General features: G+C 46.0%; 15 protein-coding genes. 11 read left to right on the top strand and 4 right to left on the bottom strand.

What is annotated here, in order from left to right; translation table 11 throughout:
* The first annotated feature begins 568 nt into the window (after window positions 1–568).
* The 4 genes from C7475_RS31495 (at window position 569) to C7475_RS31480 (ending at window position 5,367) form a co-directional block, all read left to right on the top strand.
* The gene (locus C7475_RS31495; RefSeq protein WP_110057413.1) at window positions 569–1,270 is read left to right on the top strand and encodes a hypothetical protein; all 702 of its coding nucleotides are present in this window, start codon (window positions 569–571) and stop codon (window positions 1,268–1,270) included.
* A gap of 686 nt (window positions 1,271–1,956) precedes the next feature.
* Window positions 1,957–3,024 (top strand): glycoside hydrolase family 2 TIM barrel-domain containing protein, encoded by a 1,068-nt coding sequence (locus tag C7475_RS31490; RefSeq protein ID WP_233260030.1) that lies wholly within the window; start codon window positions 1,957–1,959, stop codon window positions 3,022–3,024.
* A 39-nt stretch (window positions 3,025–3,063) separates the two neighbouring features.
* Window positions 3,064–4,230 (top strand): galactokinase, encoded by a 1,167-nt coding sequence (gene galK, locus C7475_RS31485; protein ID WP_110057412.1) that lies wholly within the window; start codon window positions 3,064–3,066, stop codon window positions 4,228–4,230.
* A 69-nt stretch (window positions 4,231–4,299) separates the two neighbouring features.
* Window positions 4,300–5,367: a UDP-glucose--hexose-1-phosphate uridylyltransferase gene (locus C7475_RS31480; protein ID WP_110057411.1), complete on the top strand. Its 1,068-nt coding sequence runs from the start codon at window positions 4,300–4,302 to the stop codon at window positions 5,365–5,367.
* Window positions 5,368–5,467: 100 nt separating this feature from the next.
* Here C7475_RS31480 and C7475_RS31475 read toward each other — a convergent pair whose 3' ends face one another.
* Window positions 5,468–7,516 carry a TonB-dependent receptor gene (locus C7475_RS31475; protein WP_110057410.1) on the bottom strand — a complete coding sequence of 683 codons (2,049 nt, stop codon included), beginning with the start codon at window positions 7,514–7,516 and terminating at the stop codon, window positions 5,468–5,470.
* 1,089 nt (window positions 7,517–8,605) lie between these two features.
* On the opposite strand from C7475_RS31475, the gene C7475_RS31470 reads away from it, so the two are divergent.
* From C7475_RS31470 to C7475_RS31445, 6 genes are all read left to right on the top strand, one after another.
* The gene (locus C7475_RS31470; RefSeq protein ID WP_110057409.1) at window positions 8,606–9,445 is read left to right on the top strand and encodes an energy transducer TonB; all 840 of its coding nucleotides are present in this window, start codon (window positions 8,606–8,608) and stop codon (window positions 9,443–9,445) included.
* Window positions 9,446–9,654: 209 nt separating this feature from the next.
* Entirely contained in the window at window positions 9,655–12,234 is a 2,580-nt protein-coding gene (locus tag C7475_RS31465) for a phosphoenolpyruvate carboxylase (protein WP_110057408.1), read from the top strand.
* A gap of 567 nt (window positions 12,235–12,801) precedes the next feature.
* Window positions 12,802–14,214 carry an NADP-dependent phosphogluconate dehydrogenase gene (gndA, locus tag C7475_RS31460; RefSeq protein ID WP_110057407.1) on the top strand — a complete coding sequence of 471 codons (1,413 nt, stop codon included), beginning with the start codon at window positions 12,802–12,804 and terminating at the stop codon, window positions 14,212–14,214.
* 58 nt (window positions 14,215–14,272) lie between these two features.
* Entirely contained in the window at window positions 14,273–15,778 is a 1,506-nt protein-coding gene (zwf, locus tag C7475_RS31455) for a glucose-6-phosphate dehydrogenase (RefSeq protein ID WP_110057406.1), read from the top strand.
* 5 nt (window positions 15,779–15,783) lie between these two features.
* Window positions 15,784–16,509: a 6-phosphogluconolactonase gene (gene pgl, locus C7475_RS31450; RefSeq protein ID WP_110057405.1), complete on the top strand. Its 726-nt coding sequence runs from the start codon at window positions 15,784–15,786 to the stop codon at window positions 16,507–16,509.
* Between the two features lie 357 nt (window positions 16,510–16,866).
* Entirely contained in the window at window positions 16,867–18,315 is a 1,449-nt protein-coding gene (locus tag C7475_RS31445) for an alpha-L-fucosidase (RefSeq protein ID WP_110057404.1), read from the top strand.
* A gap of 106 nt (window positions 18,316–18,421) precedes the next feature.
* Here C7475_RS31445 and C7475_RS31440 read toward each other — a convergent pair whose 3' ends face one another.
* The 3 genes from C7475_RS31440 to C7475_RS31430 all read right to left on the bottom strand — a co-directional run bounded on the left by C7475_RS31440 (window position 18,422) and on the right by C7475_RS31430 (window position 23,745).
* Window positions 18,422–21,232: a S8 family peptidase gene (locus C7475_RS31440; RefSeq protein ID WP_158286666.1), complete on the bottom strand. Its 2,811-nt coding sequence runs from the start codon at window positions 21,230–21,232 to the stop codon at window positions 18,422–18,424.
* Window positions 21,233–21,330: 98 nt separating this feature from the next.
* Window positions 21,331–22,887, bottom strand: coding sequence for an FMN-binding glutamate synthase family protein (locus C7475_RS31435; RefSeq protein WP_110057402.1), 1,557 nt, complete (start codon window positions 22,885–22,887; stop codon window positions 21,331–21,333).
* Window positions 22,888–22,926: 39 nt separating this feature from the next.
* A complete protein-coding gene (locus tag C7475_RS31430; protein ID WP_110057401.1) occupies window positions 22,927–23,745 on the bottom strand; it encodes a mechanosensitive ion channel family protein in 819 nt (272 codons plus the stop codon).
* Between the two features lie 299 nt (window positions 23,746–24,044).
* Here C7475_RS31430 and C7475_RS31425 point away from each other — a divergent pair, with 299 nt between their 5' ends.
* Window positions 24,045–26,642, top strand: a complete 2,598-nt coding sequence (locus C7475_RS31425; RefSeq protein WP_110057420.1) for a family 20 glycosylhydrolase — start codon at window positions 24,045–24,047, stop codon at window positions 26,640–26,642.
* The last annotated feature ends 18 nt before the right edge of the window (window positions 26,643–26,660 follow it).

The raw sequence follows: 26,660 nt of genomic DNA, 5'->3' as shown, positions 1-26,660 counted from the left end.
TGTGCTGCAGAGGGCTTTTGCCTCCTACAATTTACCCTATAAAGTCTTATGTTGTTTTTAGCGAAACAGTGGATCGCCGATTGGCTGACTATTTAACCCCTGGGTGGGTCGTATTGAGCGTACTTCAAATAACTGAGGCCAGTGGTTCCCACCTGCACCGCTCACTGCGGCCGGTCTCCAAAATAATTGCCGGAGTGCTGCTCGCAAGTGTACTGCATATTATAGTTGCATGATGTCTGTTATGGATGTTTCATGATTTCCATTGTGATTACCCACTATGATTTTGTACTATCTAAGAATGGGCGTATAGTCGGTATAATCGGTATAAATGGAACATGCAAGTTGAACACTTGAATAGCTGAATAACTTAAACAGCCTAAATAAGTTGAACACCTCAAATGGGTTGAACCGCTCGAAGGCCTGAAAGGCGAACAACTTCGCTGGGAGTAAGCGGCAAAAACGGCATATCCGGCATATCCGGCAATAAAGTACGCTTTAAACATGGCGTTAACCCGACGTTACTACGACGTATACCCCAAGTGTCCTACATTCGTATAAACTAAATCATATGCCTAAAATTGTTGGTGGTGTGCCTCCTTTTATTGGCACACAGGATAATCTCACAATATATCTTATGAACGGAGAGTATATTATCCGTACTAAAAGTTCGCTTACTGGTAAACGCGTTAAGCATGATCCGGCTTTTGCCAAAACAATGAAATATGCAGGATGGCTTAAGCAAGGAGCACGTATTGCTTCCCGTATTTATAGGCAATTACCCGATGATAAGCGCGTGTATAAACAATATCGTGAACTGACAGGAAAGGCTATGCTACTATTAAAAGAAGGTTTTAATGCAGATGATGTTATCACCATGCTGGAAGCTGTTTATCTGATTCAACCAGTAAAGTGTGCAATGGTTGATGATAGTGATCAATACCGCGAATATTGCCATGAACATACTAGTAGGAACGATAGCGGAAATGGTAGTGCCAGTTGCGTTGAGTGTTGTAATGGATATACCAGTGGAAGCGGTAGTGCAAATGGTGGTGAATATCGTGTTGAACATCGTCGTGAATGTACACGTGGAAGCTTACATCTAAACAGAGGTATTGTGTTGAGTATCGTAGTGATATCAGATAAGGTGATGGTGGAAATGATAGCAATTATTGTGGTGAGTGCTTTAGTGAATGTAGTGTTGAACGTTATGATAAATATGTCGGCAAGTTTAGCGGAGAGTCAAATGCAATTAAACAACAAATTCATATAGAGCCAATATGCTACAGCAATACCGGTAAATGCGATGGTAATGTAATAGTAAAAGGCAAAAGTGTATGAATACTAATATGCGCTATGAATATATGCTGCATCGCTATTATTTTGGAGACCGGCCACAGTGAACGGTGCGGGTGGGAACCACTGGCCTTAGTTGTTTGAAGTATGCCCAATACGACTTTCCAGGGGTTAAATAGAAGAATTCCCAAAGCCCATCCGCCCTATCAAAGCTGAATATTAAGGAACTTCAAAGAACTACAGCCAGTGGTCCCACCTGCAACCGCGAGCTAGAAGGTCAGCGCTGGATTCAATGTCAGTCCACATTCGCTTCCCACACCCAAACGCTGACGATCCGAAATACTCCCGACGCCACAAAATGACGGGAAACCCAATAAACCACACTTGCAAAATTGAAAGTAAACGATTACATTTAATGTCTATTCCACAGCCTTTTTGTCATACTGTGTTGTTTATCAATCATTTATTGTGGACATTGCCAATAAGTCGAGCGTACTGCACAGTAATTTAGAGGGGAGTATTGTAATCGTTTACGTAAATCTTTTAACTTTGAGGATTATTCCACATAAATAACAATTCCATGAATAAAGGCGAGGCCAGATCATAAATGTCAACAGGGTTTCTTCATCAATTAACAATACAGCTCCACAAAACTGAGAAAGCATGAAAATGAAAGTATTTATGACTGTACTGCTGGCAGCAACAATGGCCAATGTTGCTATCGCGCAGGAAAAACCCAGGGAGATCTGGTCCAAAAAGAAAGCTGCTAAATGGTATAAACAGCACGACTGGCAGAGAGGGAGCAATTTCATCCCCAGTTACGCCATTAACCAGCTGGAAATGTGGCAACCAGAGACATTTGACACCGCCGCCATTAACAGGGAATTGAAATATGCAGCCTCTATAGGGCTGAATTCTATGAGAGTGTTCCTGCATCACGCCGCCTGGCAACAGGACCCGGAAGGATTTAAACAACGGGTGAGCACTTATCTGGACGTCGCCAGCAGAAATGGGATATCGACCACATTTGTACTGTTCGACGATTGCTGGAATAAAACTTATACAACCGGTAAACAACCGGAGCCTAAAACGGGTATACATAATTCAGGCTGGTTACAGGACCCCGGTATAATAAGAGAGTCTTCACCGGCACTGACCGATACCCTGGAACGCTACGTGAAAGACGTGCTGACCACCTTCCGGAAAGATAAACGCATTCTGCTGTGGGACCTTTATAATGAACCGGGTAACTCTGGTTATGGTAATAAAAGTATGGACCTGCTGACTAAAACCTTCTCATGGGCAAGGCAGGTAAAGACCATACAGCCGGTATCATCAGGAGTGTGGAATAAAGACCTGAAAGATCTGAACGTGTATCAGCTGAATAATTCAGATGTGATCACTTATCATAATTACGCAGACGAGAAGGAGCATCAGGAAACAATAGACAGTCTGCGGAAATATGAACGTCCGTTGATCTGTACAGAATATATGGCACGTACCCGTGGCAGCAAATTTCAGAATATTATGCCGCTCCTGAAGAAAGAAAAGGTAGCCGCTTATAACTGGGGACTGGTATCCGGAAAGACCAATACGATCTATGCATGGGATACGCCGATGAAAGATGGAGGAGAGCCGCCGGTATGGTTTCATGATATCTTCCGTAAGGATGGAACACCATACAGTGCAGAAGAAGTGACAGTAATTAAATCTTTGACGGGAGCACAGTGATCTCCCGCTTGTATATAATCAAAAAAAAATAAACAAACAGTGGAGCAAGCAAAACTAAACGCCTTTGCACAGAAGCATTTCGACCAGGAGCCTTTAATGGTAAGGGCGGCAGGGCGTATTAATCTGATAGGAGAGCACACCGACTATAATAACGGGTTCGTATTGCCCGCTGCTATAGACAAAGCCATTTACCTGGCTATTGTAAAACGTAACGATAATAAGATCATCTTACATGCGCTGGATGTAAATGATCGCTATGAAGGCTCGCTGGATAAAGTGGTGCCTACCGCTCAGCAATGGCCTGACTATCTGCTTGGCGTGGTGCAACAGCTGCAACAGGCGGGGCACATCATTGGTGGATTCGAATGTGCATTCTGTGGCAACGTACCCCTGGGCGCCGGCCTTTCATCCTCTGCAGCGTTGGAGTGTGCAACCATTTTTGCACTGAATGAGATCTTCGGACTGGAGATCGGCCGTAAGGACATGACCTTGCTGGCACAGGCAGCAGAGAACCACTTCGTTGGTGTTCGCTGCGGCATTATGGACCAGTTTGCAAGCATGTTTGGCAAAAAGCAACAGCTGATCAAACTGGATTGCGCTTCACTGGAATATGAATATATCCCTTTCAACTTTGATGATGTGAGCCTTGTACTGCTGGATACACAGGTGAAACACTCACTGGCATCTTCAGAATATAATACCCGTCGCGAGGAATGTGAAACAGGTGTGGCGCTGATCAAAAAGCATCATGCACATGTGAACAGCCTGCGTGATGCCAATATGGATATGCTGGATGCTTATGTAAAATCATACGATGCAACTGTTTACAACCGTTGCCGCTATGTAGTGGAAGAGATACAGCGTTTACAGGATGCCTGTGACGATCTGCAGCGTAATGACCTGGAAGCATTCGGTAAAAAGGTTTTCGCAACACACGAAGGACTGGATAAACTGTATAATGTAAGTTGTCCTGAACTTAACTGGCTGGCAGAATTTGCAGCCGGACAGCAAGGCGTATTAGGTGCGCGTATGATGGGAGGCGGTTTTGGTGGTTGTACCATCAATATCGTTAAGAAATCAGCAGTACCGGCCCTGCTTGAAAAAGCAGCCGCAGGTTACGAACAGCAGTTCAAAACACCGTTGAAAGCATATGTTACGAGCATCGAAGATGGATGCCGTAATGTCAATAATTTGGTTAATAATTAAGCTCTGAAGTCAAAGGACTGGCCTACATCCATAGGTCAGTCCTTCACTAAATGTAAATGTTCCGGGAGAATGTCTGAAAATACCTTTGATCTAACAGCTCATCCCCATACCCGTTTGAATATTCTGACGGGAGAATGGGTCCTGGTGTCACCTCACCGTTCCAAACGCCCCTGGCAGGGAAAGGTGGAGTCGCCTTCTTTAGTACAGCGTCCGGCCTATGTGGAGGATTGTTATTTATGCCCGGGCAATACCCGTGCAGATGGTACTCACAACGCAGCGTATGATGGGCCTATCGCATTTACGAACGATTTTTCCGCCTTACTGGCCGATACCCCGAAAGGTGGCGCCAATGAAGACGGATTGCTGGTAGCCCGGTCACAGAAAGGCATTTGCCGTGTGATCTGCTTCAGCCCACGTCATGACCTTACATTACCTGAAATGGAACTGCCCGATATCCGTAAAGTGGTAGACCTCTGGCATACCGAACTGGAATCACTGGCAGCAGTACCATTCATTAAATACATACAGATCTTCGAAAACAAAGGAGAGATCATGGGATGCAGCAATCCGCATCCGCATGGACAGATCTGGGCTTCCGAAGATGTGCCGATGGAAATAGAGAAGGAAACACGTCAGCAACGTAATTATTTTCTGCAACATGGCCGTAGCCTGTTGTCGGCTTACCTGGAGAAAGAACTGAAGGCAGAAGAGCGTATCATCGCGCAGAATGAACATTTTGTGGCACTGGTACCTTTCTGGGCGGTATGGCCTTTTGAAGCAATGATCATCAGCCGCCGTCATGTACAGAACCTCCTTCAATTCACATCAGCAGAACGTGATGGACTGGCAGCTATCCTGAAAGAGCTGACCACCCGCTATGATAATCTGTTTGAAACATCATTCCCTTATTCGGCAGGTATGCACCAAATGCCCTTTAACGATGGCGACAGCCATCCGGAATGGCACTGGCACATGCACTTCTATCCGCCATTACTGCGCTCTGCAACCGTGAAGAAATTTATGGTAGGATATGAAATGCTGGCACATCCGCAAAGGGACATTACACCGGAATATGCTGCGGGACGTTTGAGAGAACTACCCGTAGTGCATTATAAGAAAGCAGGGGTGCCTGCATAGACTTGTTTTTTGTTTATTCTTTTTTTGAACCAAAATGTGTTGGGGGCCGTAATCGTACGGCCCCATTTTATTTTAACTGAATATCGTTTGAAGTAAGATATTACAAGGTTACCCTCACACCGCCATAATAATTCCTTCCCGGTGCAGGGTTATAATACCTGGCGCCAACAGCATTCAGATCATTCCCTAAACTATAGCGCTGGTCCAGCAGGTTATCGACACCTGCATATATTGACAGCCATTTATTGGCGCCCCAGTTCACTTTCCCCTGTACAAGATGGTATGACTTTGCAAAGGCGGTATTCGCGTCATCTAATGGAAGACGGTCTGTGTAGGTATGCTGGCCATATATTGAAACACGTGCCGGGAATTGTATAAGCAGGGATGCTGTCGCAGTGTTTTTGGGAACGCCTGTGATAGTATTACCGGAAAGGTCCTTACCTGCAATGTTGTAGTCGCTGAACTTGAAATGACTGTAGGTGTAACTGTCCTGGAACTGGACGCCCCGGAAAAATCCTTCCGTCCTGGGACGTTGCAACCATGCAGAGAAATGGAATTCCACACCTGTCTGGTTAGTTCCGCCGGCATTAATAAAGAACTCTGTACCATCGTCATGCAACTGGCGTACGATCGCATCCTGCAGCTTGTAATAGAATACTGCCGCATCTGCCTGGAAACGGTTATTACGGCTGTTGAACCGCAAACCTGTTTCATAGTTCCAGCCGGTTTCTGCCTGTAGGGTAGTATTGATGATATTATCTGAAGCGCGTACTTCCGCGATGGAAGGAGGGGAGTAACCCCTGCTTACTGTGGCGCGTGCTGCCAGATCGGGCGTTATCAGGTAAGAAAGAGAGAAACGTGGCATCAGTTCAGCGGTAAATTTCTTTTTACCATCTATGCCTGCCGCCACATCATTGAAGTGGTAACGGTAATAGTTGACGCTGACTGCAGCTTCTGCTACCCATTGTTTGCCGGGACGGAGGGTGACACCGGTGAAATAGAAGTATTGTCTGGCGGTGATATCACTGGCGGCCTGCAAAGTATCCCTTACACCAGCCCTGTTGCCGTAATTGTCAATATCTGATCCGGTTTGCTGCCATTCTATACCTGTCGTCCAGTCGAGTATCATATTGGTATTGCCCAGCGGCTGGTTCTGGAGGGCGATATATGTGCGGGCGCCAAAGGTATTTTCGTCCCTTGCTTCAAAGTTGGTAATAAACGGGTTCTCGAAGTGAGTATTACTACCATATACAGTGATGACATGTTGCCAGTGCTCAGAAATTTGTGAAGTATGCACCAGGCCTCCGAACGCTGTTTTATTCCTGATACCTGCTTTCTGGGTAATAGCACCTGGCAAGGTGGCTGTAGCAGGCCGGGAAGCTTTAGGGTCCGCTTCTGCCTGGGCAAGGGTCAAACCGCCCGGAGTACGGTAATCCAGGTCACTATAAAAGGCGATCAGTTTGAGTTGGTTATGAGGATTGTATTGCCATTCCTGAGCGGTTTGCACATAATACCTTTTCATGGCACTGTTATCTCTGTAGCCGTCTGAATGATGTACGGCCTGATAGATATTCAGTTTATAATTGCCCCATTGCTGCTGCCATCCGAGCTGTTCACGGAACAGGCCGTAGCTGCCGCCCTGTATATCGGCCCTGATACGCGTGCTATAAGGTAATGTGCCTGCAGGATGCAACAGTACGACGCCGCCTGAATTGGCGCCAAACTGGCTGCCATCAGGCCCTTTCAATACTTCGATGCCCTGAAAACTTCCGGGGTCGGCAAGATTCAGGTAGGAGTTGCCACCTGCATCTGTCAGTGGGATCTCGTCCAGGTAGAGCTTTACGTTCCTGATACCGAAAGGGGAGCGCAGCAGGCTACCTCTTAAAGAAAGACGGTAACTGCCGGGCGAGCGTTCTTCCATGCGTACGCCGGGGACCGTATTTAATGCCGGCAATAATGTAACGCCTTGCTGTAGTTGTAACTGACGTTCGGTAAGTACAGTACTGCTGGTAGGCACCTGGAGCAGGGTAAACTGTTTGCCCGGGTATGCCTGTATCACTACTTCCCGGAGACGGTGAGTAGTATCGGTTGATGATTGTGCATAAGTGGCCAGCGGTAGTATACTAAGGGCCAATAGAACTTTTTTCATTAGATAGTGTCTTCTATTGTACCAAAGCTACTTGTATTTTCCCTATTTGCCCCAGCCAAATGGGATCACCGGTATTGCACACTGTTAGCAATACATCGCCGCACGGCAACATATTTCAACTGGGTTGCCGTACAGACGTATAATCCTGTACGGCATTTCGTTTGTAGCTCTGGATTCGTAACACGGAGAGCCAATTACTACATCTTATCCATAAACAATTGCAAGTCACATATCATGCCTCAATGTTGAACATAAATTATCAGGTCCCGGAGCTGTATGCTTTTTTACTACTGATTATTTGCCGGTCAGATCCCTGTTATTAGTAGCGGATATCCGCATGTGATAACCACTTGTTTGCTGTATAAAAACATCCGTTATAAATGCTGCCGAAAAAAAATAATGTCTTCTAATTTGGAAATATGATTTCATGCTGTATATTTGTCTACAGATTCAGTAGACTAATAAGATTTACCACCACCCGGAGAAAAGAGCTGAGTATTCTCCTTGTTTTGTCTCACCATCAAAACAATATTATCAGCGATATGAAAATCAAAAACCGATTATTATATGCATTTGCATAAACGAATAATGATACATAGTTCTATGGGTGAAGTGGTGAAGGTCGATCATAACCAGTTCTATAGAACAGTTGTTTACAACAGCTGTTGTTGATCAAAAGAAATTGTTTGCTATAAGCTGTAAATAAAAATGCCCGGTCAGGCTAGCGGGGAAGGTGTGTTGCAGATTTATTGGTGGTAAATTATAATGTAATATACCTCCCGCGCCCCCTGGCATTAATAGACAGGAACAACGATATACTCACGGCGCTTTGCTGTTATTCCGGAAGCATTACCTGCTTACCTGTATTATACTCAACTCGATTTATTACGACATTATATACCTGCTATATGGTAACAATTATATTGTTACCATTAAAAGATAGTGAATACTTCCTTTAGCAAATAGGTGATCCCGATCCGGATTTCAATCTGGGCTGGTAAATTTTAATAAATCGATCTTCTCAAAGTTTTTTTAAATTCTCTTATGGAAAAATAATGACGTCGCATCTATATTGTAAATGTTTATCCCATGAATGCAACGAACATTATTAAATCAGACTTTCTCGACATTCTTTTTGATGGTCGTAATAAAGACTACGGAGCCTATGACTTACGTAGAAGTGAAGACAAACGCGTGCGCAACGCTATTATTGGTACAGCTTCCATCGCATTGGTCATCATCGGTGGATATGTAGTCAGTAATAATCTGATGGCTGCGGACATGCATACACGAAAAGATGTAGCTGTGGTTGACACTTACTTAAAAGATCTTGAAATGCCGGAAGAGAAGCCGTTAACACCGCCTCCTCCTCCTGTTACTACACCACCACCGCCGGCCTCTTCATCCATTAAAATTGTCACACCCACTATCGCGCCTGACGAACTTGTAAAGGAAGCGGATGAATTACCTAAGTTAGAAGACGTTGGTAACAAATCTGTTGGTCTTACTAACACAGTTGGCGATGATGTAAATGGTGTTGACAATCCATTTGCAAATGGAGGTACTCCCGGTGGTGTGGTTGAAGCGCCTAAAGTGGAGGTAAAGGAAGAGATCCCATCCTTTGTTGAAATTATGCCATCATTCCCTGGAGGTGATGAAGCATTGGCCAGATTCCTTCAGAAGAATATCAGATATCCTCATATGGCACAGGAAAATGGAATTGAAGGAAGGATATTCGTACAGTTTGTGGTAGATAAAGAGGGAAAGGTTAGTGAAGTACAGACCGCAGGCGCTCACAAAGGCGGCGGACTGGAAGAGGAAGCAATGCGGGTGGTGAAGTTAATGCCGAACTGGAAACCCGGTAGACAAAGCGGACATAACGTTGCCGTAAGATACAGCCTGCCTATTGGCTTCACTTTAGCTCAATAAAAAGACTGATTTCTTTTTAACAGATCATATTACTCAATTAACAGGTTTATTCTCTCAACACTCCCAAATTTAGGGGGGACTTGCAAAAGGCCGTGGCGGATAGCTACGGCCTTCCTCTTTCTACTAACTTTGCATTCCACTTTGTAACTATTTTATACTATTTTTAGCTCCCGGTTGGCAAAGGCTCTTTTAAATTACGAAATTTAGTTATGGAAGCACCGGTTAATAACACCTTGCAATTATTCAAGAACCTGGTTGGCACCAAGTTCCAGTTATACAATAGTCTTTTTACCGCATTGCCTTTTCATAAGGTAGAAAGAACCGGCGTATTTTTGTCATTATTCTTAATCCATTGTGAAGAGGGATACGGAAAGGAAAAAAGCCCCCAGGAAATTCTTGACTCTTATTTTCAGCAATACACTTCCTGCAGTAATGAACAGCAGAAGTTGGACCTCATGTTCCGCTTTGTGCAGTATGCTGAAAGACAGGTAGTACTGTTTGATGCACTGGAAGATGCAGCATTTCGTCATATCCAGGACGTGCATGGCACTGGTTCTCTGAGCCATCTGCAGTCGGAGATCATCGCAGAACAGGCGGAAGAGATGCTTGCGAAGAAACTGCAGGACTTCTCAGTGAGACTGGTATTGACAGCTCACCCTACCCAGTTCTATCCAGGTAGTGTACTCACCATTATCAATGACCTGTCAAGGGCGTTGATCAATGACAATACCGCCCAGGTGAACTCTTATCTTCAGCAGTTGGGTAAAACACCGTTCTTCAAAAAGGAAAAGCCGACCCCATATGACGAGGCTATCAGCCTGATATGGTTCCTGGAGAACACGTTTTATACTGCTGCCGGACGTATTATATCTAAATTAAAAGCTCAGTTCCCGGCTTCTATCAATAGCAATAACCCGGTGATCAGGATGGGCTTCTGGCCTGGTGGCGACCGCGATGGTAATCCATTTGTAACGGCCGATACTACCCTGCGTGTGGCAGAAGCACTGCGAGGCGGTATCCTCAAATGTTATTACCTGGATGTACGCAAACTGAAACGCCGCCTCACTTTCAAAGGAATTGAAAATGAACTGACTGCGCTCGAACAACAACTATATAACAATCTGTTCATTCCAGGGCATAAAACCAATATCTCACAAAAAGAGATCCTGGATACACTGTCCCGTGTCCGCATCATACTTATCGAAGAAAACAATGCACTGTTCCTGAACCTGCTTGATGACCTGGTAAGCCGGGTAGAGCTGTTCGGGTTGTTTTTTGCTACGCTCGATATCCGTCAGGATAGTTCGGTACATAGCCCGTTGCTGGAGGCTGTCGCCGCCAGTTCCGACCTGTTGCCGTCTAACTATAAAGATCTTTCCGAAGCGGAGAAAATAAACAGTCTGTTGAATATCAATGGTACACTCAAGCCCGATGCGCTGAAAGATCCGTTACACAAAGATACCCTGGCCACTATTGCTGCTATGAAAGATATCCAGCAGAATAATGGTGAGTTTGGCTGTCACAGGTATATTATCAGTCATAGCATGAACGCGCTGAACGTGATAGAGGTGTACGGAATGTTCCTGTTGTCCGGATGGGAAAAGGAATCGATGAGTGTTGACATCGTACCGTTGTTTGAAACGATCGACGACCTTCGTCAGGCTGGTAATGTAATGCGTGAGCTTTATGAAAATGCAGCTTATCGCGAACATCTGCGCAAGCGCTATAATAAACAGACCATCATGCTTGGCTTCTCTGATGGTACGAAGGATGGTGGTTACCTGATGGCTAACTGGAGTATTCAGAAGGCTAAGAAGGAATTGACACGTATCTCGAAAGAGTATGAAATTGATGTAGTCTTCTTTGATGGCCGTGGAGGTCCTCCGGCAAGAGGCGGTGGTAAAACACACCAGTTCTATGCTTCTATGGGACGTGATATTGCGAACGAAGAGATCCAACTGACTATACAGGGACAAACCATCAGTTCCAATTTCGGAACGGTGGACTCTGCACAGTTTAATATAGAACAGTTGGTGCATGCAGGCATCGCCAACGAGTTGTTCTCTTCCCGTGAAGTAACACTCTCCGGCGAAGAAGAAGCATTGCTGGAAGAAATGGCCAATGAGGGATTCAAGGCATTCAATAAACTGAAGTTGCATCCTGACTTCCTGGATTATCTGGATTTTGCCAGCCCGCTGCGCTACTATGCGGAAACCAATATCGGTAGCCGTCCGTCTAAACGTAATGCAGCTGCTAAACTGAACCTTAATGACCTGAGAGCCGTGCCTTATGTAGGCGCATGGAGCCAGCTGAAACAGAATGTGCCGGGTTATTACGGTGTAGGTGCGGCATTGGAGGCGCTGGATAAAGCGGGGAAATGGGGAGCAGTTCAAAAGCTGTATAAAAATTCACTCTTCTTCCGCACATTGTTAGACAACTGCCAGATGGCGATGAAGAAAAGTTATTTCCCGCTTACTGCTGCATACGGAAAACATCCACGTTTTGGTGAGGTGTGGAACATGATACATGACGAGTACCTGCGTACACGCTTATATGTACTGCATCTTGTAGGACAAACGGAATTGATGGGCGCATCTCCTGTAGATCAGTTGTCAATACAGATGCGCGAGCGTATCGTATTGCCTTTGCTCACTATTCAGCAGGGAGCACTGGCGCGTATCCGCGAATTGAATGAAAGAGGTAATGACAAGGCGCTGAAAGAAACCTATGAGAAGCTGGTGGTACGTTGTTCTTTCGGTATCATCAATGCCGGCAGAAACTCTGCTTAATACACACGATTTATCATTTAGATAAACGTAAACGCTCAATGCAGGAATGCATTGAGCGTTTTACTTTATGCCAGTTATTGTAAGGACTGGATTTAGCCGTCTATGAACATAAACCGCGGGTGATTGTTTATCCTTCTGTACAGGACGAAGCCCCAACGATGGCCATACGGACCATGGGAATTTAAACACCTGGTAAGTACTCACTACAAGGAGGAAATAATGGCACGTTATCAACCTGGTGTTTATGCACTGTTCGCACGGCTGACGATAGCTGATTAGTGTTTGAAAATTTTGTATATTGTAAATCAGTTGTTTATGGCCGTTTTTAGATGCCGGAGCGGTACTTAGTACAGGCATGTAGCACCTGGTTAGCGTACCTTGAGGTTAAGATTTAAGAAAAATTTAAGACACGCCCTGAGATTGCATTTATCACGGATTTTCATGTCTAAATAGCGGGAATTGGTATGGGATGTTCATAGTTTTGTCAGGTCATTCAATAGTAATTGTAATTGGTAATTGATAATTCGTACTTTTACTTCATTCTTTTAGGCACTTACACGATAATTTATGGCACAAAGCGTATTCGATTTTGGCATGATTGGTCTGGGCGTAATGGGTAGAAACCTTTTACTGAACATGGCTGATCATGGTTTTTCCGTTATTGGTTTTGATAAAGATAGTACCAAGACCGGGGCTCTGGAATCGGCTGCTACAGCTGGCACTACTGTAAAGGGAGTGGCAGAACTGGCAACCATGGTACAATTACTGGAGCGTCCGCGTAAGTTGATGATGTTGGTACCAGCCGGTCAGCCGGTGGATGACGTGATAGAATCACTGATCCCTCTGCTGGAAAAAGGTGATGTGGTGATCGACGGTGGTAACTCACATTATACAGATACATTACGCCGGGTGAAATACCTGCGGGATAAAGGTATTCATTTCATGGGCATCGGCGTATCAGGCGGTGAGAAAGGCGCCCGTTCGGGACCTAGCATCATGCCGGGTGGCGATAAAGAAGCTTATGAAAAAGTAAAACCAATGCTGGAAGCAATTTCCGCAAAGGTAAATGGTGAACCTTGCGTAGCCTACCTGGGTAAGGAAGGCGCAGGTCACTATGTAAAAATGGTACACAACGGTATCGAATATTCCATCATGCAGCTGATCAGCGAAGCTTATGCGTTGCTGAAACAGGCGGGTCTGGATAACGACCGTTTACATCAGGTGTTCAAAACATGGAATGAGGGCGATCTGCAATCTTTCCTCGTAGAGATCACTGCTGATATTTTCCTTCAGAAGGATGACAAGACCAGCGCAAGACTGGTAGATGTGATCTCTGATAAAGCAGGGTCCAAAGGTACCGGTAAATGGACTTCACAGTTAGCCATGGACCTGCCGGTTGCCGTTCCTGTAATTGATACGGCTGTTGCTCTGCGTACACTGTCTGGTTATAAAGACGAACGCGTACAGGCTGCTGGTTTATACAAAGCGCCGGATGCGAAGCTCAATACACCGGTTGACACCTGGATACAGCAGGTACACGATGCCCTGTACTTCGGTGTGATCATCAGTTATGCACAGGGACTGGCCATGCTGCATCAGGCTTCTAAAGAGCTGCAGATGGAAATTCCGTTACCTGATGCGGTGAAAGTATGGAGAGGTGGATGTATCATCCGTTCTTCCCTCCTGGAAGTATATACCACTGCTTACAAAGCATCTCCTGAATTACCTAATATTCTGCTGAACAAGGACGTTGCAGCCCTTGTTGAGAATGCAATTACCAATACCCGTGCAGTAGTAGCCCAGGCAGCACAGACAGGTACCGCAGCTGCTGGTATCATGTCAGCACTGGCTTACTTCGACGCTTACCGCACAGAACGGATGCCTACCAACCTGGTACAGGCGCAGCGCGATTACTTCGGCGCTCACACCTATCAGCGTATAGATGTACCTGGTAGTTTCCATACCGTATGGGGTGAATAAAAGTTTAAGAGTGGCCGTTCGCTTGAAGCGTGCGGCCACTCTCTTAAAATATAGAGTTATGCAAAATCATAAACGTCCGCCTGCCTCCATCGTCTTCATCTTCGGCGGCAGCGGCGACTTGAACTACAGAAAATTATCGCCGGCTTTATACAACCTGTTCCTTGATAACTACATGCCGGAAAAATTTGCTATCGCGGGTATCGGCCGTAGTCCCTATGATAATAGTGCTTACCTGGAACGTTTACTGGATGGTATTAAGAAATTCTCCCGTCGTAAAGGTGAGCAGAACGGCCATTGGAAAGATTTCAGCCAGCATGTAAGCTACCTGCAGATGGACGCTGAAGACCAGTCTGCATATAGCAAGATCACTGACTTCGTGAAAGCGAAAGAAGAAGAGTGGGATGAACATCCTAACGTGATCTTCTACCTGTCTGTAGCGCCGCAACTGATGCCGGCCATCGCACAGAAACTAGGCAGTCTGAACCTGTGCAGTGATAAACGCAGCACACGTATTGTAATAGAAAAACCATTCGGTCATGACCTGCAAAGCGCTCATGAACTGAATACCCTGTTGCAAGGTTTATTCTCCGAAGAACAGATCTACCGCATTGACCACTACCTGGGTAAAGAAACCGTGCAGAACCTTATCGCACTCCGCTTTGCCAATGCGCTGTTCGAACCATTATGGAACCGTAACTACATCGATCATATACAGATCACCGCTTCAGAGACCGTAGGGCTGGAAGGCCGTGGCGGTTACTACGAAAGCTCCGGTGCACTGCGCGACATGGTGCAGAACCATATTCTGCAGGTAATGTGTATGATCGCTATGGAAGCTCCTGTATCCTTTGATGCAAACGAGATCCGTAACAAGAAAGTGGATGTACTGAACGCGATCCGCAAATTCACTAAAGATAAAATACACGAAAACGCAGTACGCGGACAGTATTCTGCCGGCTGGAGAAAAGGCCAGCAGGTAGTAGGTTATCGTGAAGAGAAAGGTGTAGACAAAGAATCGGCTACAGAAACTTACGCTGCCGTTAAGTTCTATATTGACAACTGGCGCTGGCAGGGCGTACCGTTCTACGTACGTACCGGTAAGAACATGCACCAGAAGGCAACCAATATTACCCTGCAGTTCCGCCAGGCGCCTCACTACGCGTTCCCGGCTGAGTCAGCAGAAACATGGCGTCCAAACCGCCTGACCATCAGCATACAGCCGGAAATGGATATCCGTATCCGCTTCCAGGCAAAACGCCCGGGTCAGAGCATGGAACTGGACCCTGTAGAAATGGTATTCAACTTCGACCGTCAGTATGGCGATGATCATGCGCCTGAAGCATACGAAACACTGCTGCTGGACGTAATGGAGGGTGACGCTACCCTGTTCATGCGTGCCGACCAGGTAGAAGCTGCCTGGAAAGTGGTAATGCCGATCCTGGAAACATGGGAATCCCGCACACCGGTCGATTTCCCTAACTACGCACCTGATTCCTGGGGCCCTGAAGATGCGGATGCACTGATTGCAAAGGACGGACATGCCTGGATCAATCTACCTAAATAAGAGAAATGGAATTACATATCGCGAAAAATACCCAGGAACTGAGTGAAAACCTGGCAGCATGGATCAGCAACTACATTCAGGAGGTGCTGCAGGACCAGCCTATTTTTACACTGGCCCTATCCGGAGGAAACACACCTAAACAGCTGTATACGCTGCTCACAAAAGAGCCTTATAAACTGATCATTCCGTGGGAGAGGGTACACTTTTTCTGGGGAGACGAAAGGGCGGTGCCTTTTGAAGACGAGCGTAACAATGCCCGCATGGCTTACGAAACCCTGCTGGACGTTGTAGGCGTGCCCTCAGAGAATATCCATGTAATGCGTACGGATATTGAACCGGAAGCCGCTGCTGCAGAGTATGAAAAGATTCTGCACAAATATTTCAAAGACAGCGATACTACTTTTGATCTCGTACTGTTAGGTATGGGAGATGACGGACATACCCTGTCCCTCTTCCCCGGTACTGAAGTAGTACATGAGAAAAAAGCCTGGGTAAAAGCATTCTTCCTGAAAGCGCAGGATATGTTCCGCATCACGCTGACAGCTCCCGTTGTAAACGAATCTGCCTGCGTAATATTCATGGCAACCGGTGCGGGCAAAGCCCTGACACTGAAGAGTGTCATTGAAGGAGATTTTGATGCTGAGAAATTCCCTTCCCAGTTGATCCGTCCTCAGGATGGAGAACTGCACTGGTTTGTGGATGAAGCAGCAGCAGGTGCGTTGGAAATGTAGTCAATGCCGATAAGATAGTAAATCACTATAAAAGCCTCTCTGGTACGACCGGAGAGGCTTTTTATATCAGGTTGTAGCAAGGTGAAAGCAAGAATAACCCCAAGATCTGAGAACAATACTAAGCCATATCGGGCTATATCAAGATAAACTAAGGGTATGGAAGACATACCAGCCCAAGATCTGCTAAAGACATCCTAAAGCTATATCAGGCCATATCAAGATTGGTTAAGGGCAAGCATATTCCACCAGTACTAATATCCTACCGGTTCCGGTGCAGATGCTATTAGGAATTCATGCCCTGTCAGGCTATATTTAAGTATTGTTTATATCCATGGTCTCATGCTATCAACTACAGTTATGAAAAAACTCTTCCTTTACGCAGCCGCTTTTTTAATGGGCAGTGCGCCGCTTGCCGCACAGCAATATACCGCAGACTGGGCCTCGCTGAATAAGCGTGGTATTCCTGCCTGGTTCAATGAAGCCAAGTTTGGCATCTTTATACACTGGGGCGTATATGCCGTTCCGTCTTTTGCAGTGGTAGGACCGGGTGGTTACTCCGAATGGTACTGGTATCAGCTGGATGGTGCTAAAGATGAAACACATCAGAAGGTAAGAGCTTTTCATGATAAGAACTATGGCAAGGATTTCAAGTATCAGCAGTTTGAGTCACAGTTCAATGCTTCGCTGTTCGACCCTGCGCAATGGGCAGACGTGTTCCGCCGTTCGGGTGCAAAGTATGTAGTGCTGACCTCTAAACATCATGAAGGATACTGTCTGTGGGATAACAAGCAGGCCGATTCCGTATGGGGAAGACCCTGGAATGCGGTCACCGGTACGCCCAAAAGGGATCTGCTGGGAGATTTGACAAATGAAGTAAGAAAGGCCGGCCTGAAAATGGGATACTACTATTCTTTGTACGAGTGGTTTAATCCATTGTGGAAGAAAGACAAGGCCAGCTATGTAACGAATGTGATGACACCACAGTTCAAAGACCTGGTAACACGTTATAAGCCTTCCGTGATCTTTTCTGACGGAGAATGGGAACAGTCTGATACCGCGTGGCGCAGTACAGAATTACTTGCCTGGTTATTCAATGAATCTCCTGTAAAAGATGAAGTCGTAGTAGATGACCGTTGGGGCAGCAATACCAGGGGACATAATAATGGAGCAACATACCTCACCTCAGAATATGGCAGTGGTATGCAGCCTGGCGTAGTATGGGAAGAAAGCCAGGGAATCGGTAACTCCTACGGTTACAACCGTATGGAGACAGTGAACGATTATAAAAAGAGTAACGACCTGGTGGTCTTGCTGGTGGATATCGTATCCCGTGGTGGTAACCTGTTGCTGGACATCGGCCCCACTGCTGATGGCCAGATACCTGTCATTATGCAACAAAGACTTGTAGATATAGGTTCCTGGCTGGAAGTGAACGGTGAGGCAATTTATAACACTAAGCCGTGGAAAGAAACACGTCAGTGGAGTGCAGGAAAACGTCCACAGGTAAAAGAAGCCAGCTACATGTCTGACTACAATGTGGCAAAGATGGTGAAACCATCAAAAGAGCATGCACACATTGAGATGTTCTTCACAAAGAAAGATGATGCACTGTATTGCATAGCTACCGGTTATGAACCACAGTTAACAATAAAGGACTTTGCGCCGGCAAAACAGGCAAAGGCAGTGATACTCGGCAGTGATAGGGCTATCACATGGAAGCAACAGGGAAAAGACTGTGTGATCAATCTGTCAGGACTACGTCCAGGAGATATTACCAGCAACCTGTTTGTAGTGAAGATCCAATAAAAAGCTTTTGTATCAGGATCGTAATGGCTACAGTAAATGCAATTGCATTTACTGTAGCCATTATAATTTGTGGAATAGCAAATGTGATCTGACCCGCTGCAATGCGCTAATCCATCACCTTTACAAAGCGTCTTACAAATATCTTCTGCGCCCCATCATAGATCGAAAAAATGTAAACACCAGCAGCGAAGCTGCTTAGTGAATACCCTTCTCTCATCTGTGTAAGCGGCCGTGTCAGCACTGTCCGCCCATTCATATCTGTGATGCGTACTTTGAAATCACCCAGTCGGCCGGCAAGTAATGTTAGTTGTTGTGCAGCAGGTATCGGATATAAATGGAAGTCTTCATTAATGAGGACCTGCACCGCCTGAACGTCTGAATAGATATAACGGCCGTCTGTTAATTCCAGCTTGATACGATAATAAAAGACCCCTGAATGGTCGGGATGATCTTTATAAACATATTGATCATTTGCATTGACAGGCTGATTAGATAAAGTTAAAAAGTCATTGCCCTGCAAGCGTTCCCAATAGATAGTCTTCACCCTGTCTTTTGTGCTGAGAACTACAGTAATATCTACACTATTATCTTCCTGAACATCTGCCAGTATTTGTTTGAAGAAACAAAAGACGCCCTGATGCTCATAATTGAAAGTATAACCCTGTAAACCAGTCCAGCCGTCTATATGGCGTGGAGTAACTGCTATGTACGGCGATGATAGTTGTGTTTTGGGAATGAAGACGAATGGATCTGCCGTATTGCTGATGAACGATAACGATTGACCTTTCAATGTATACACATCATAGCTTGCAGCATTATCCACAGGACTCCAGTTTATAAGTAATGTATCCGGACAATTGAAGCCTACATTGACAGCTACTGGTGAAGATATGTTGAAGTAATCGCTTGTCCAGGTAGTATCAGTAGTGTTCATTCTTAATAATCCTTTGCTAAAAATGCCAGGAATGTTCCAGCGACTGTTGGCATTTGCCAGTGGAATATCGGCTGCTATCGGGATCCAGGTAAGACCACTGTCAGCACTGAAAGACAATGTGCCATTGCCAATATGTGGTGTGCGCCAGCGTACCGCGATGTTATCTCCTGCGGTTAATTGTTCGCCGCCGGCAGGGTACTGCCATTCAAAAGATGAACGTGGAATAAACTGATATGTGATATGAAAGCTTTGGGATGTACCAGATAACAATTGCCGTGCATGCACACGGATAGTCATTGTGCCTGTCGCCGGTTGTTCAATAGTGACTTGTTCCTGGTTATTAAGACTATCTCTGCCACGACGTGCAGGCGCTGAGAGTGAATCGGCAGCAGGATAAGCACTCAGTAGCCAGGGAGCATGACTATTACCTGCATTATCTGTAACAGTGAGATCAAGATCATTAAGCAGGGCTTTACTCGTATTCTCTGGAGCAGCAGGATCATTCCAGCTAAGCGTGATCTTCAGCCGCGCGGTATTGGGAGGTATATTAATGGGAAGCGTTGTTGTATTACCTGTAGAGATATCACTTGTAAAAACGCGTTTATCCTTAATGGTGCGTATGGCAGCAACTGCATTGATCAGGCCATACCCGCTGCTATAGTCTGGTCCCGGGGTATTGATGTCATCAGCACTATTGATCAGGATCGCTTTCACCATCGCAGCGGAAGGCGTCGTACCATATTCCTGATGATAAGCTTCCTGTACAAGTGTTGCAATACCTGTAGTTGTTGCAGCAGCGTCGGAAGTACCTGCTTGTCCGTAAGCCACCAGCTGCGGAGCAATGCGGCCATCGAAGGCCGGGCCTTTGGAACTAAGTGTTGGAACGCGATAGCCTGTATCGATACCACCCGTTACCAATACATTTTTCGACTGCTTAAACGTACCACTGAGATTCGCATAACCTGTTAAGCCTTTGTAGGTGCCATCTTGTGGAGCGCTATTGCCGATATTGCCGGAAGAGAAGACATGCAACAATGTATCCAGTGTAAACACCTGTTGATCGTAAGCAGCAGCTTCAGCGCCATAATAGTTCTCAAGCGCAGTGCCGTAAGAATGGTTCTGCAAACTGATACCGGCATCCTTAAAATAATTGGTCTCATCAGGCAGCAAATGCAGATAGTCTGAAGAGCTTAACCTGGCTTTTACAGCCACTCCTTTACCATTGGAGCCTGAGTTCCCAAGCCCTGCAATCAGTGTGGCCATCATCGTTGCATGCGGATTAATAGTATTCGCAGCAAGCGGAGAGGGAGCGGCCTTCCCAAGCAGATCTATATCAGTAGTATCAAACCATTCTTCTTTCAGGCTTACTGTATGATTGGCACCTTGTAAAGATGGATATTGCTGATGAAGCGCGTTGATGTTATTGACGGAAGGTAATGCGTTGTTGATAGGGATCTCTGTGCGTGCAGAACGTAGCCTGTCAATGAACCGCACATTATATTGAGCCGTGAACGAACTCCAGTCACGCATTTTTACACTGACTATTGCTACAGGATAGGTAGATGTAGCAGATAGGATCCGGCAGTGTTGAAGATGATCAATCTGACCACTGAACGATACCTGTACCTGCAGGCTATCCTGCTGTTGCAGCATGCTGATATCTTTAACCAGTACATCACTGCATTTCCAGTTATAATTCGCCTTATAGATCTTTATGACATGCGAAGCTTCTGCAGAATCAAACTGCATCCTTTGCAGAATGTGATGTTGAGGGCTAAGTGACTTTATAACACCATCTCTTTGTAATAGTTTGTTGCCAGGAAAAGAATCAAATTTTACCAGGGTGTAGATAGAACCATTGGAGGTGGTGTCGGCATAACGAAGCAGGATGCTATCGGTCATTAACCGCTGTTGGGCAGATAGGGCGCTGGTAATGAGCAGGGATGTGAGGATTGATATATATATCAGTAAGCGGGCATTCATGTATGGGTAACAATTTTGGTCGTTAACATGAATGTAAAGAAAAAAATCAGGAAAAAGCATCAGGAATTACCGGGTAATGCCTGATGCTTTTTCAACGCTTACCAGGCGTCTATGCTTAATGTTTCCATCTCCGGACCTGTTAGCAGAGAACCGGCGGAAGTGCCTGGATATATCTCTTCAAATGTCTTTACCTGGTTCATGAACACACGGCGGGAAATATGGCTGCGGGTGATCTGGTGAGGTGTTTCCAGGCCTGCGGCAGCTGCCAGTTCTATGGCGCTTTCTATTGTATCCTGGTGGTAATTGGATACACGGTGTTTCTTGTCGTCCACTACCAGTCCGGCCATCAGCCATTTGTCCTGGGTAGCCACACCTGTAGGACATTTGTTGGTATTACATACCAATGCCTGTATACAACCCAGGGCCATCATCATGGCGCGGGCGCTGTTGCAGGCGTCTGCTCCCAGCGCCATCGCACGGAGTATATGGAAACCGGTCAGGATCTTACCGGAAGCGATCACTTTCACTTTACCGCGGATATTATAACCTGTCAGGGTATCATGTACAAAAGCCAATGCATCCATCAGCGGCATACCTACTGAGTTGGAGAATTCAGGAGGAGCAGCACCGGTACCGCCTTCACCGCCATCTACGGTAATAAAGTCGGGATAGTGGCCGGTTTCCAGCATCGCTTTGCAGATAGCGTGGAACTCTCTTTTTTGTCCGATACACAGTTTGAACCCCACTGGTTTTCCGCCACTCAGCTGGCGCATACGGGCAATGAATTGCATCATCTGCCGGGGAGAGCCGAAGGCGGTATGATAAGGCGGGGATGCAACGGTCGTATGTGGTTTTACGTGGCGGATAGCCGCTATCTCAGGCGTGTTCTTTGAAGCGGGAAGTATCCCTCCATGACCAGGTTTGGCGCCCTGTGAGATCTTTAGTTCGATCATCCTGATCTGCGGAGTAGCGCACTTCTCAGAGAACAGTTTCTCATCAAAATTGCCTTCAGCAGTACGGCAGCCAAAATAACCGGTACCGATCTGCCAGATGATATCTCCGCCCTGGTTCAGGTGGTGTTCACTGATACCGCCTTCGCCGGTGTTATGAGCGAAATTGCCCAGTTTAGCACCTCCGTTCAGCGCCTCTACGGCATTGGAACTGAGAGAGCCATAACTCATGGCAGAGACATTCAGAATGCTGGCGGAGTAAGGTTGTGTACAATCACTTCCGCCGATCAGCACCCTGGGATCTTTATTCATTTTCTCAAAAGCCCTGGGTTGGATGGAATGCGCCATCCATTCATAGCCTTCTGCGTATACATTGAATTGTGTACCAAATGGTTGAGAGTTTAACTCCCTTTTGGCGCGCTGGTAAATGGTGGAACGGTCTACACGGTTTACAGGACTGCCGTCAATATCACTTTCCACGAAATACTGATAGATCTTCGGGCGGATATCTTCCATGAAATAACGCAAACGGCCCACAATAGGGTAGTTGCGCATGATGGCATGTTTTTTCTGGGTCACATCTATCAATCCCATGATAATCAATGGTAATATCAGTACCAATAACCACCACGTCCAGGGGAAGAAATATCCCAGAATGGTAATAAAAGCCAGGCTGACCACTGTAAAAGCAATAAATCCTTTCATATTAAGCTCCCTTTTAATAAGGGGCTAAGTTAGGAAAAATCAGATCAGCTTACTGTCCTTTAACACAGTTGTAATCTTCACAATGATCTCATTTTTCGTGTTTTCAAATGTGCGGATATCCTGGTTCACGATCCATGCGGAAACCGTCACTTTCAGATTTGCACCGTCTATGTTGGAAAAATAAACATCGGGTGGCCGGTTGTTGCAGAGATTTTTAACGTCCTTCAGTGCATCGGAGACCAGCCTTTTAATTTCCAGCGTACTTTCATGCACCGCCGGCACATTGAAGGTGACCTCCGTTCTTCGTTCCGGGGTGAGGGAATGGTTAATAATAGGTTTCTGAAAGATGTCTTTATTGGGAATGATGACGTGTAATCCGTCGAGTGTGCGGAGCAGGGTAGAGCGAAGCGCAATTTCCTCCACATTGCCGGAAAAGCCATTTGTTTCTATCTGATGTCCCACTTCAAACGGCCTTCGGAACGTGATAAAGATCCCTGAAATAAAGTTGGCCGTCAGGTCCTGGAACGCAAACCCGAGGGCCAGACCAATGATACCGGCTCCGGCGAGCAGGGAGGATACCGCTTTGTCGAGCTTCAGTACATCCAGCGCTACAAATAAACCAATCAGGGTAATGAGGACTGAAGCAAGATTGGCGAACAGCCCACTCAGGGCGGGCGTGTGAGATATTTTTAACACAAATTTGAACACCAGCATTTTAAAGAGCCTGGCCAGCAGGAAGAACGCGACCGCTACAAGAACGGCTACAGCCATATTAGGCAGCATCTTTATGCCGGCTGAGGTCCACCGGTGTAGTTTATCCCATATCAGATCTCCCCAGTTCGTAAAATCGGTATTCATAATGACAAAGTTTTAATGAACAGATAGTTAAGCTATTACAAATAACTGTGCCACATAAACCGGTTTTGTATATCCCCAGACCGTCGGAAATGCCTTTCCGGATCCTGGTGAGGATTCGAAGATATATACTCGTCAGGTCCTGTTTTAAAGGGTTTCAGGCCGTAATACATACATCCTGGCACCGGTTAACAGACTGTCCTACCTTGTTGGAAAATAGATGGACTGCGGAAAAACCTGGACAGTTTCAGTTTGTTTTAAATGGGTATAACCTTATCTTACAGAACAACTCGTTTCAGCTTATGCAATTTCGCCATTTAGTACTAGCATGCGGACTGCTCACAGGAGTGGTAACAGCTGCACATGCGCAGGCTCCATTTGACGCCTCCAGGATCAAAGTTTCATGGGAAGTAGTGGAAAATAATCATCAGGGCAAAGCTCAGTTCCTTTCCGCTTTTACTCTTGTAAACAAAAGCAAAACTGCTTTCCCTGCAAAGGGCTGGCAATTGTATTTCAACTTTGTAAGATCTATCAATGAGGGACCTGTCAAAGGAGGCGTGAGTGCTACACATGTGAACGGTGATCTGTATAAGTTGTCTCCCGTAGATGGCAGCAAAGGCATCGCCCCCGGCGATTCCCTCCGCATAGAGATGGTGGCGGGCGCATGGGCTGTAAACTTTACGGACGCGCCTGATGGGTTGTACCTGGTATGGGACAAAGACCCTGCAAAGGGATATCCTTTACCATCCCTGGAAGTACGTCCTTCCACCCAACCAAAACAATATCTGCGTTTCCCGGGAGATAGGACCGCACTGACTACCCCGGCCGATGTATTCGCACAGAATAAAGATATCAAGGATCTTCCCGCTGAACAGTTGCCAACTGTATTCCCCACAGCGCAGGAAGTTGTACCCGGTACGGGCACTTATACATTGCAGTCTGGCTTGCAGATCAATGCAGTACCCGCTTTCGCAAAAGAAGCGGGTTATCTGGCAGATGAGCTGGGAAAACTACTGGGCGCTAAACCGGTTGTAGGCAGTGGTAATGGAATTGCCCTGCAGCAGGACGCCAGTCTGGCTCCGGAAGCTTATTCCGTGCAGGTAACAACCAGTGGCATAACGATCAAAGCAGCAGATGCTGCAGGTATCTTCTATGGTATACAAACGCTTAAAAGCATGTTGCCTCCTGCCTCATGGGCTGGTGTGCAAAAAAGTATACAGGTACCCGCTATAGCCGTAAAAGATGGACCCCGTTATGGATATCGCGCATTTATGCTCGACGTATCCCGAAACTTCCACAGTAAACAGGATGTGCTACGTTTGCTGGAGCTTATGTCACTGTATAAACTGAATGTATTACACTTCCACCTCACTGACGATGAAGGCTGGAGACTGGAAATACAATCCCTGCCTGAACTGACACAAGTAGGAGGCCACCGCGGACATACTGTGGATGAGAAGGACCACCTGATACCATCCTACGGTTCCGGCCCTGATGTGACAAATGCTGCAGGTAGCGGCTTTTATACGAAACAGGATTTCCTGGAAATATTGAAATATGCTACAGACCGGCATATCACCGTCATCCCTGAAATAGAAACACCCGGTCACGCACGTGCGGCAGTAAAAGCGATGGAAGCCCGTTACGCTAAGTTACAGGCACAGGGAAAGACCACGGAGGCAACACAATACCTGCTGTCTGACCTGCAGGATAAATCAGTTTATCACTCCGTACAGAACTGGAATGACAACGTGATAAACGTGGCATTGCCATCAGTATATACTTTCCTGGATAAAGTAGTGGAAGAATTGCAGGCTTATTACAAAGAAGCAGGCGCTCCGCTGGAATATGTACACATGGGAGGCGACGAAGTACCTGGAGGCGTATGGACAAAATCGCCAGTGGTAGATGCATTGATGCAAAAGGATAAGACGATCAAAAATGCAGATGATCTGTGGTACTACTACTACGCTAAAGTATATTCATTATTGAAAGCCCGTGGACTGAAACAATACGGCTGGGAAGAGATGGGCATGCGTAAGACCAGCGTTGACGGTAAGCAGCACTACATTCCTAATCCTGATTTCGTTAACAACGGCTTCATGGTAGATGTATGGAACAATGTGATGGGGGGCGGTGCAGAAGATCTTGCCTACAGGCTGGCTAATGCAAACTACAAGGTAGTATTATCTGGTGTAAGTAATTACTACTTCGATATGGCTTACATGAAGTCTTTCGAAGAGCCGGGCTTCTACTGGGGAGGTTTTGTAGACATCGATAAACCATTCTATTTCATTCCTGAAAATTATTATAAGAACTCAAAGGTGGATGCACTGGGCAACCGTCTGAATCCTGATATCTTCAAAGGAAAAGATCCGCTTACTGCTTACGGCGCAAGCAATATTGTTGGTTTACAAGGCCTGCTGTGGAGCGAAACCGTGAAGAGCTCAGACCGGATGGAATACATGATCCTGCCAAAGTTACTGGGATTAGCAGAACGTGCGTGGGCAAAAGATCCTGAGTGGGCCAGAGAGAAAGACAGTGCGCGTAGTGAAGAGTTGTATAACAAGGCATGGAATGCATTTGTGAATGTAGCCGGTAAAAGAGAACTGGTAAGACTGGACCATTACAATGGCGGTTATAACTACCGTATTCCTACGCCAGGTCTGCAACTGAAGAATGGAGCAGTTACTGCCAATATTCAGCTGCCAGGATTCACCCTTCGCTATACAACGGATGGAAAAGAACCAGACAGTAAAAGTAAAATATATACGGGGCCAGTCACTGAAAAAGGTACGATACGCTTCAAAGCGTTTGATACGCGGGGACGGGGCAGCAGAACAGCAACCGTAAATAATCCGCTCAGAGCGCAAACATTATCAAAAGGTGGTGACTTATAGTCGCCACCTTTTTTTAAT

The sequence above is a fragment of the Chitinophaga sp. S165 genome (assembly GCF_003182155.1).
GTDB lineage: Bacteria > Bacteroidota > Bacteroidia > Chitinophagales > Chitinophagaceae > Chitinophaga.
This window is presented reverse-complemented; position numbering and strand designations above follow the sequence as displayed.

Bases quoted from the DNA above. Each gene is read 5' to 3' on its own strand.
- C7475_RS31495 (WP_110057413.1), top strand. From the start codon at position 569: ATGCCTAAAATTGTTGGTGGTGTGCCTCCTTTTATTGGCACACAGGAT.
- C7475_RS31490 (WP_233260030.1), top strand. From the start codon at position 1,957: ATGAAAATGAAAGTATTTATGACTGTACTGCTGGCAGCAACAATGGCC.
- C7475_RS31480 (WP_110057411.1), top strand. From the start codon at position 4,300: ATGTCTGAAAATACCTTTGATCTAACAGCTCATCCCCATACCCGTTTG.
- C7475_RS31475 (WP_110057410.1), bottom strand. From the start codon at position 7,516: ATGAAAAAAGTTCTATTGGCCCTTAGTATACTACCGCTGGCCACTTAT.
- C7475_RS31470 (WP_110057409.1), top strand. From the start codon at position 8,606: ATGAATGCAACGAACATTATTAAATCAGACTTTCTCGACATTCTTTTT.
- C7475_RS31465 (WP_110057408.1), top strand. From the start codon at position 9,655: ATGGAAGCACCGGTTAATAACACCTTGCAATTATTCAAGAACCTGGTT.
- gndA (WP_110057407.1), top strand. From the start codon at position 12,802: ATGGCACAAAGCGTATTCGATTTTGGCATGATTGGTCTGGGCGTAATG.
- zwf (WP_110057406.1), top strand. From the start codon at position 14,273: ATGCAAAATCATAAACGTCCGCCTGCCTCCATCGTCTTCATCTTCGGC.
- pgl (WP_110057405.1), top strand. From the start codon at position 15,784: ATGGAATTACATATCGCGAAAAATACCCAGGAACTGAGTGAAAACCTG.
- C7475_RS31445 (WP_110057404.1), top strand. From the start codon at position 16,867: ATGAAAAAACTCTTCCTTTACGCAGCCGCTTTTTTAATGGGCAGTGCG.
- C7475_RS31440 (WP_158286666.1), bottom strand. From the start codon at position 21,232: ATGAATGCCCGCTTACTGATATATATATCAATCCTCACATCCCTGCTC.
- C7475_RS31435 (WP_110057402.1), bottom strand. From the start codon at position 22,887: ATGAAAGGATTTATTGCTTTTACAGTGGTCAGCCTGGCTTTTATTACC.
- C7475_RS31430 (WP_110057401.1), bottom strand. From the start codon at position 23,745: ATGAATACCGATTTTACGAACTGGGGAGATCTGATATGGGATAAACTA.
- C7475_RS31425 (WP_110057420.1), top strand. From the start codon at position 24,045: ATGCAATTTCGCCATTTAGTACTAGCATGCGGACTGCTCACAGGAGTG.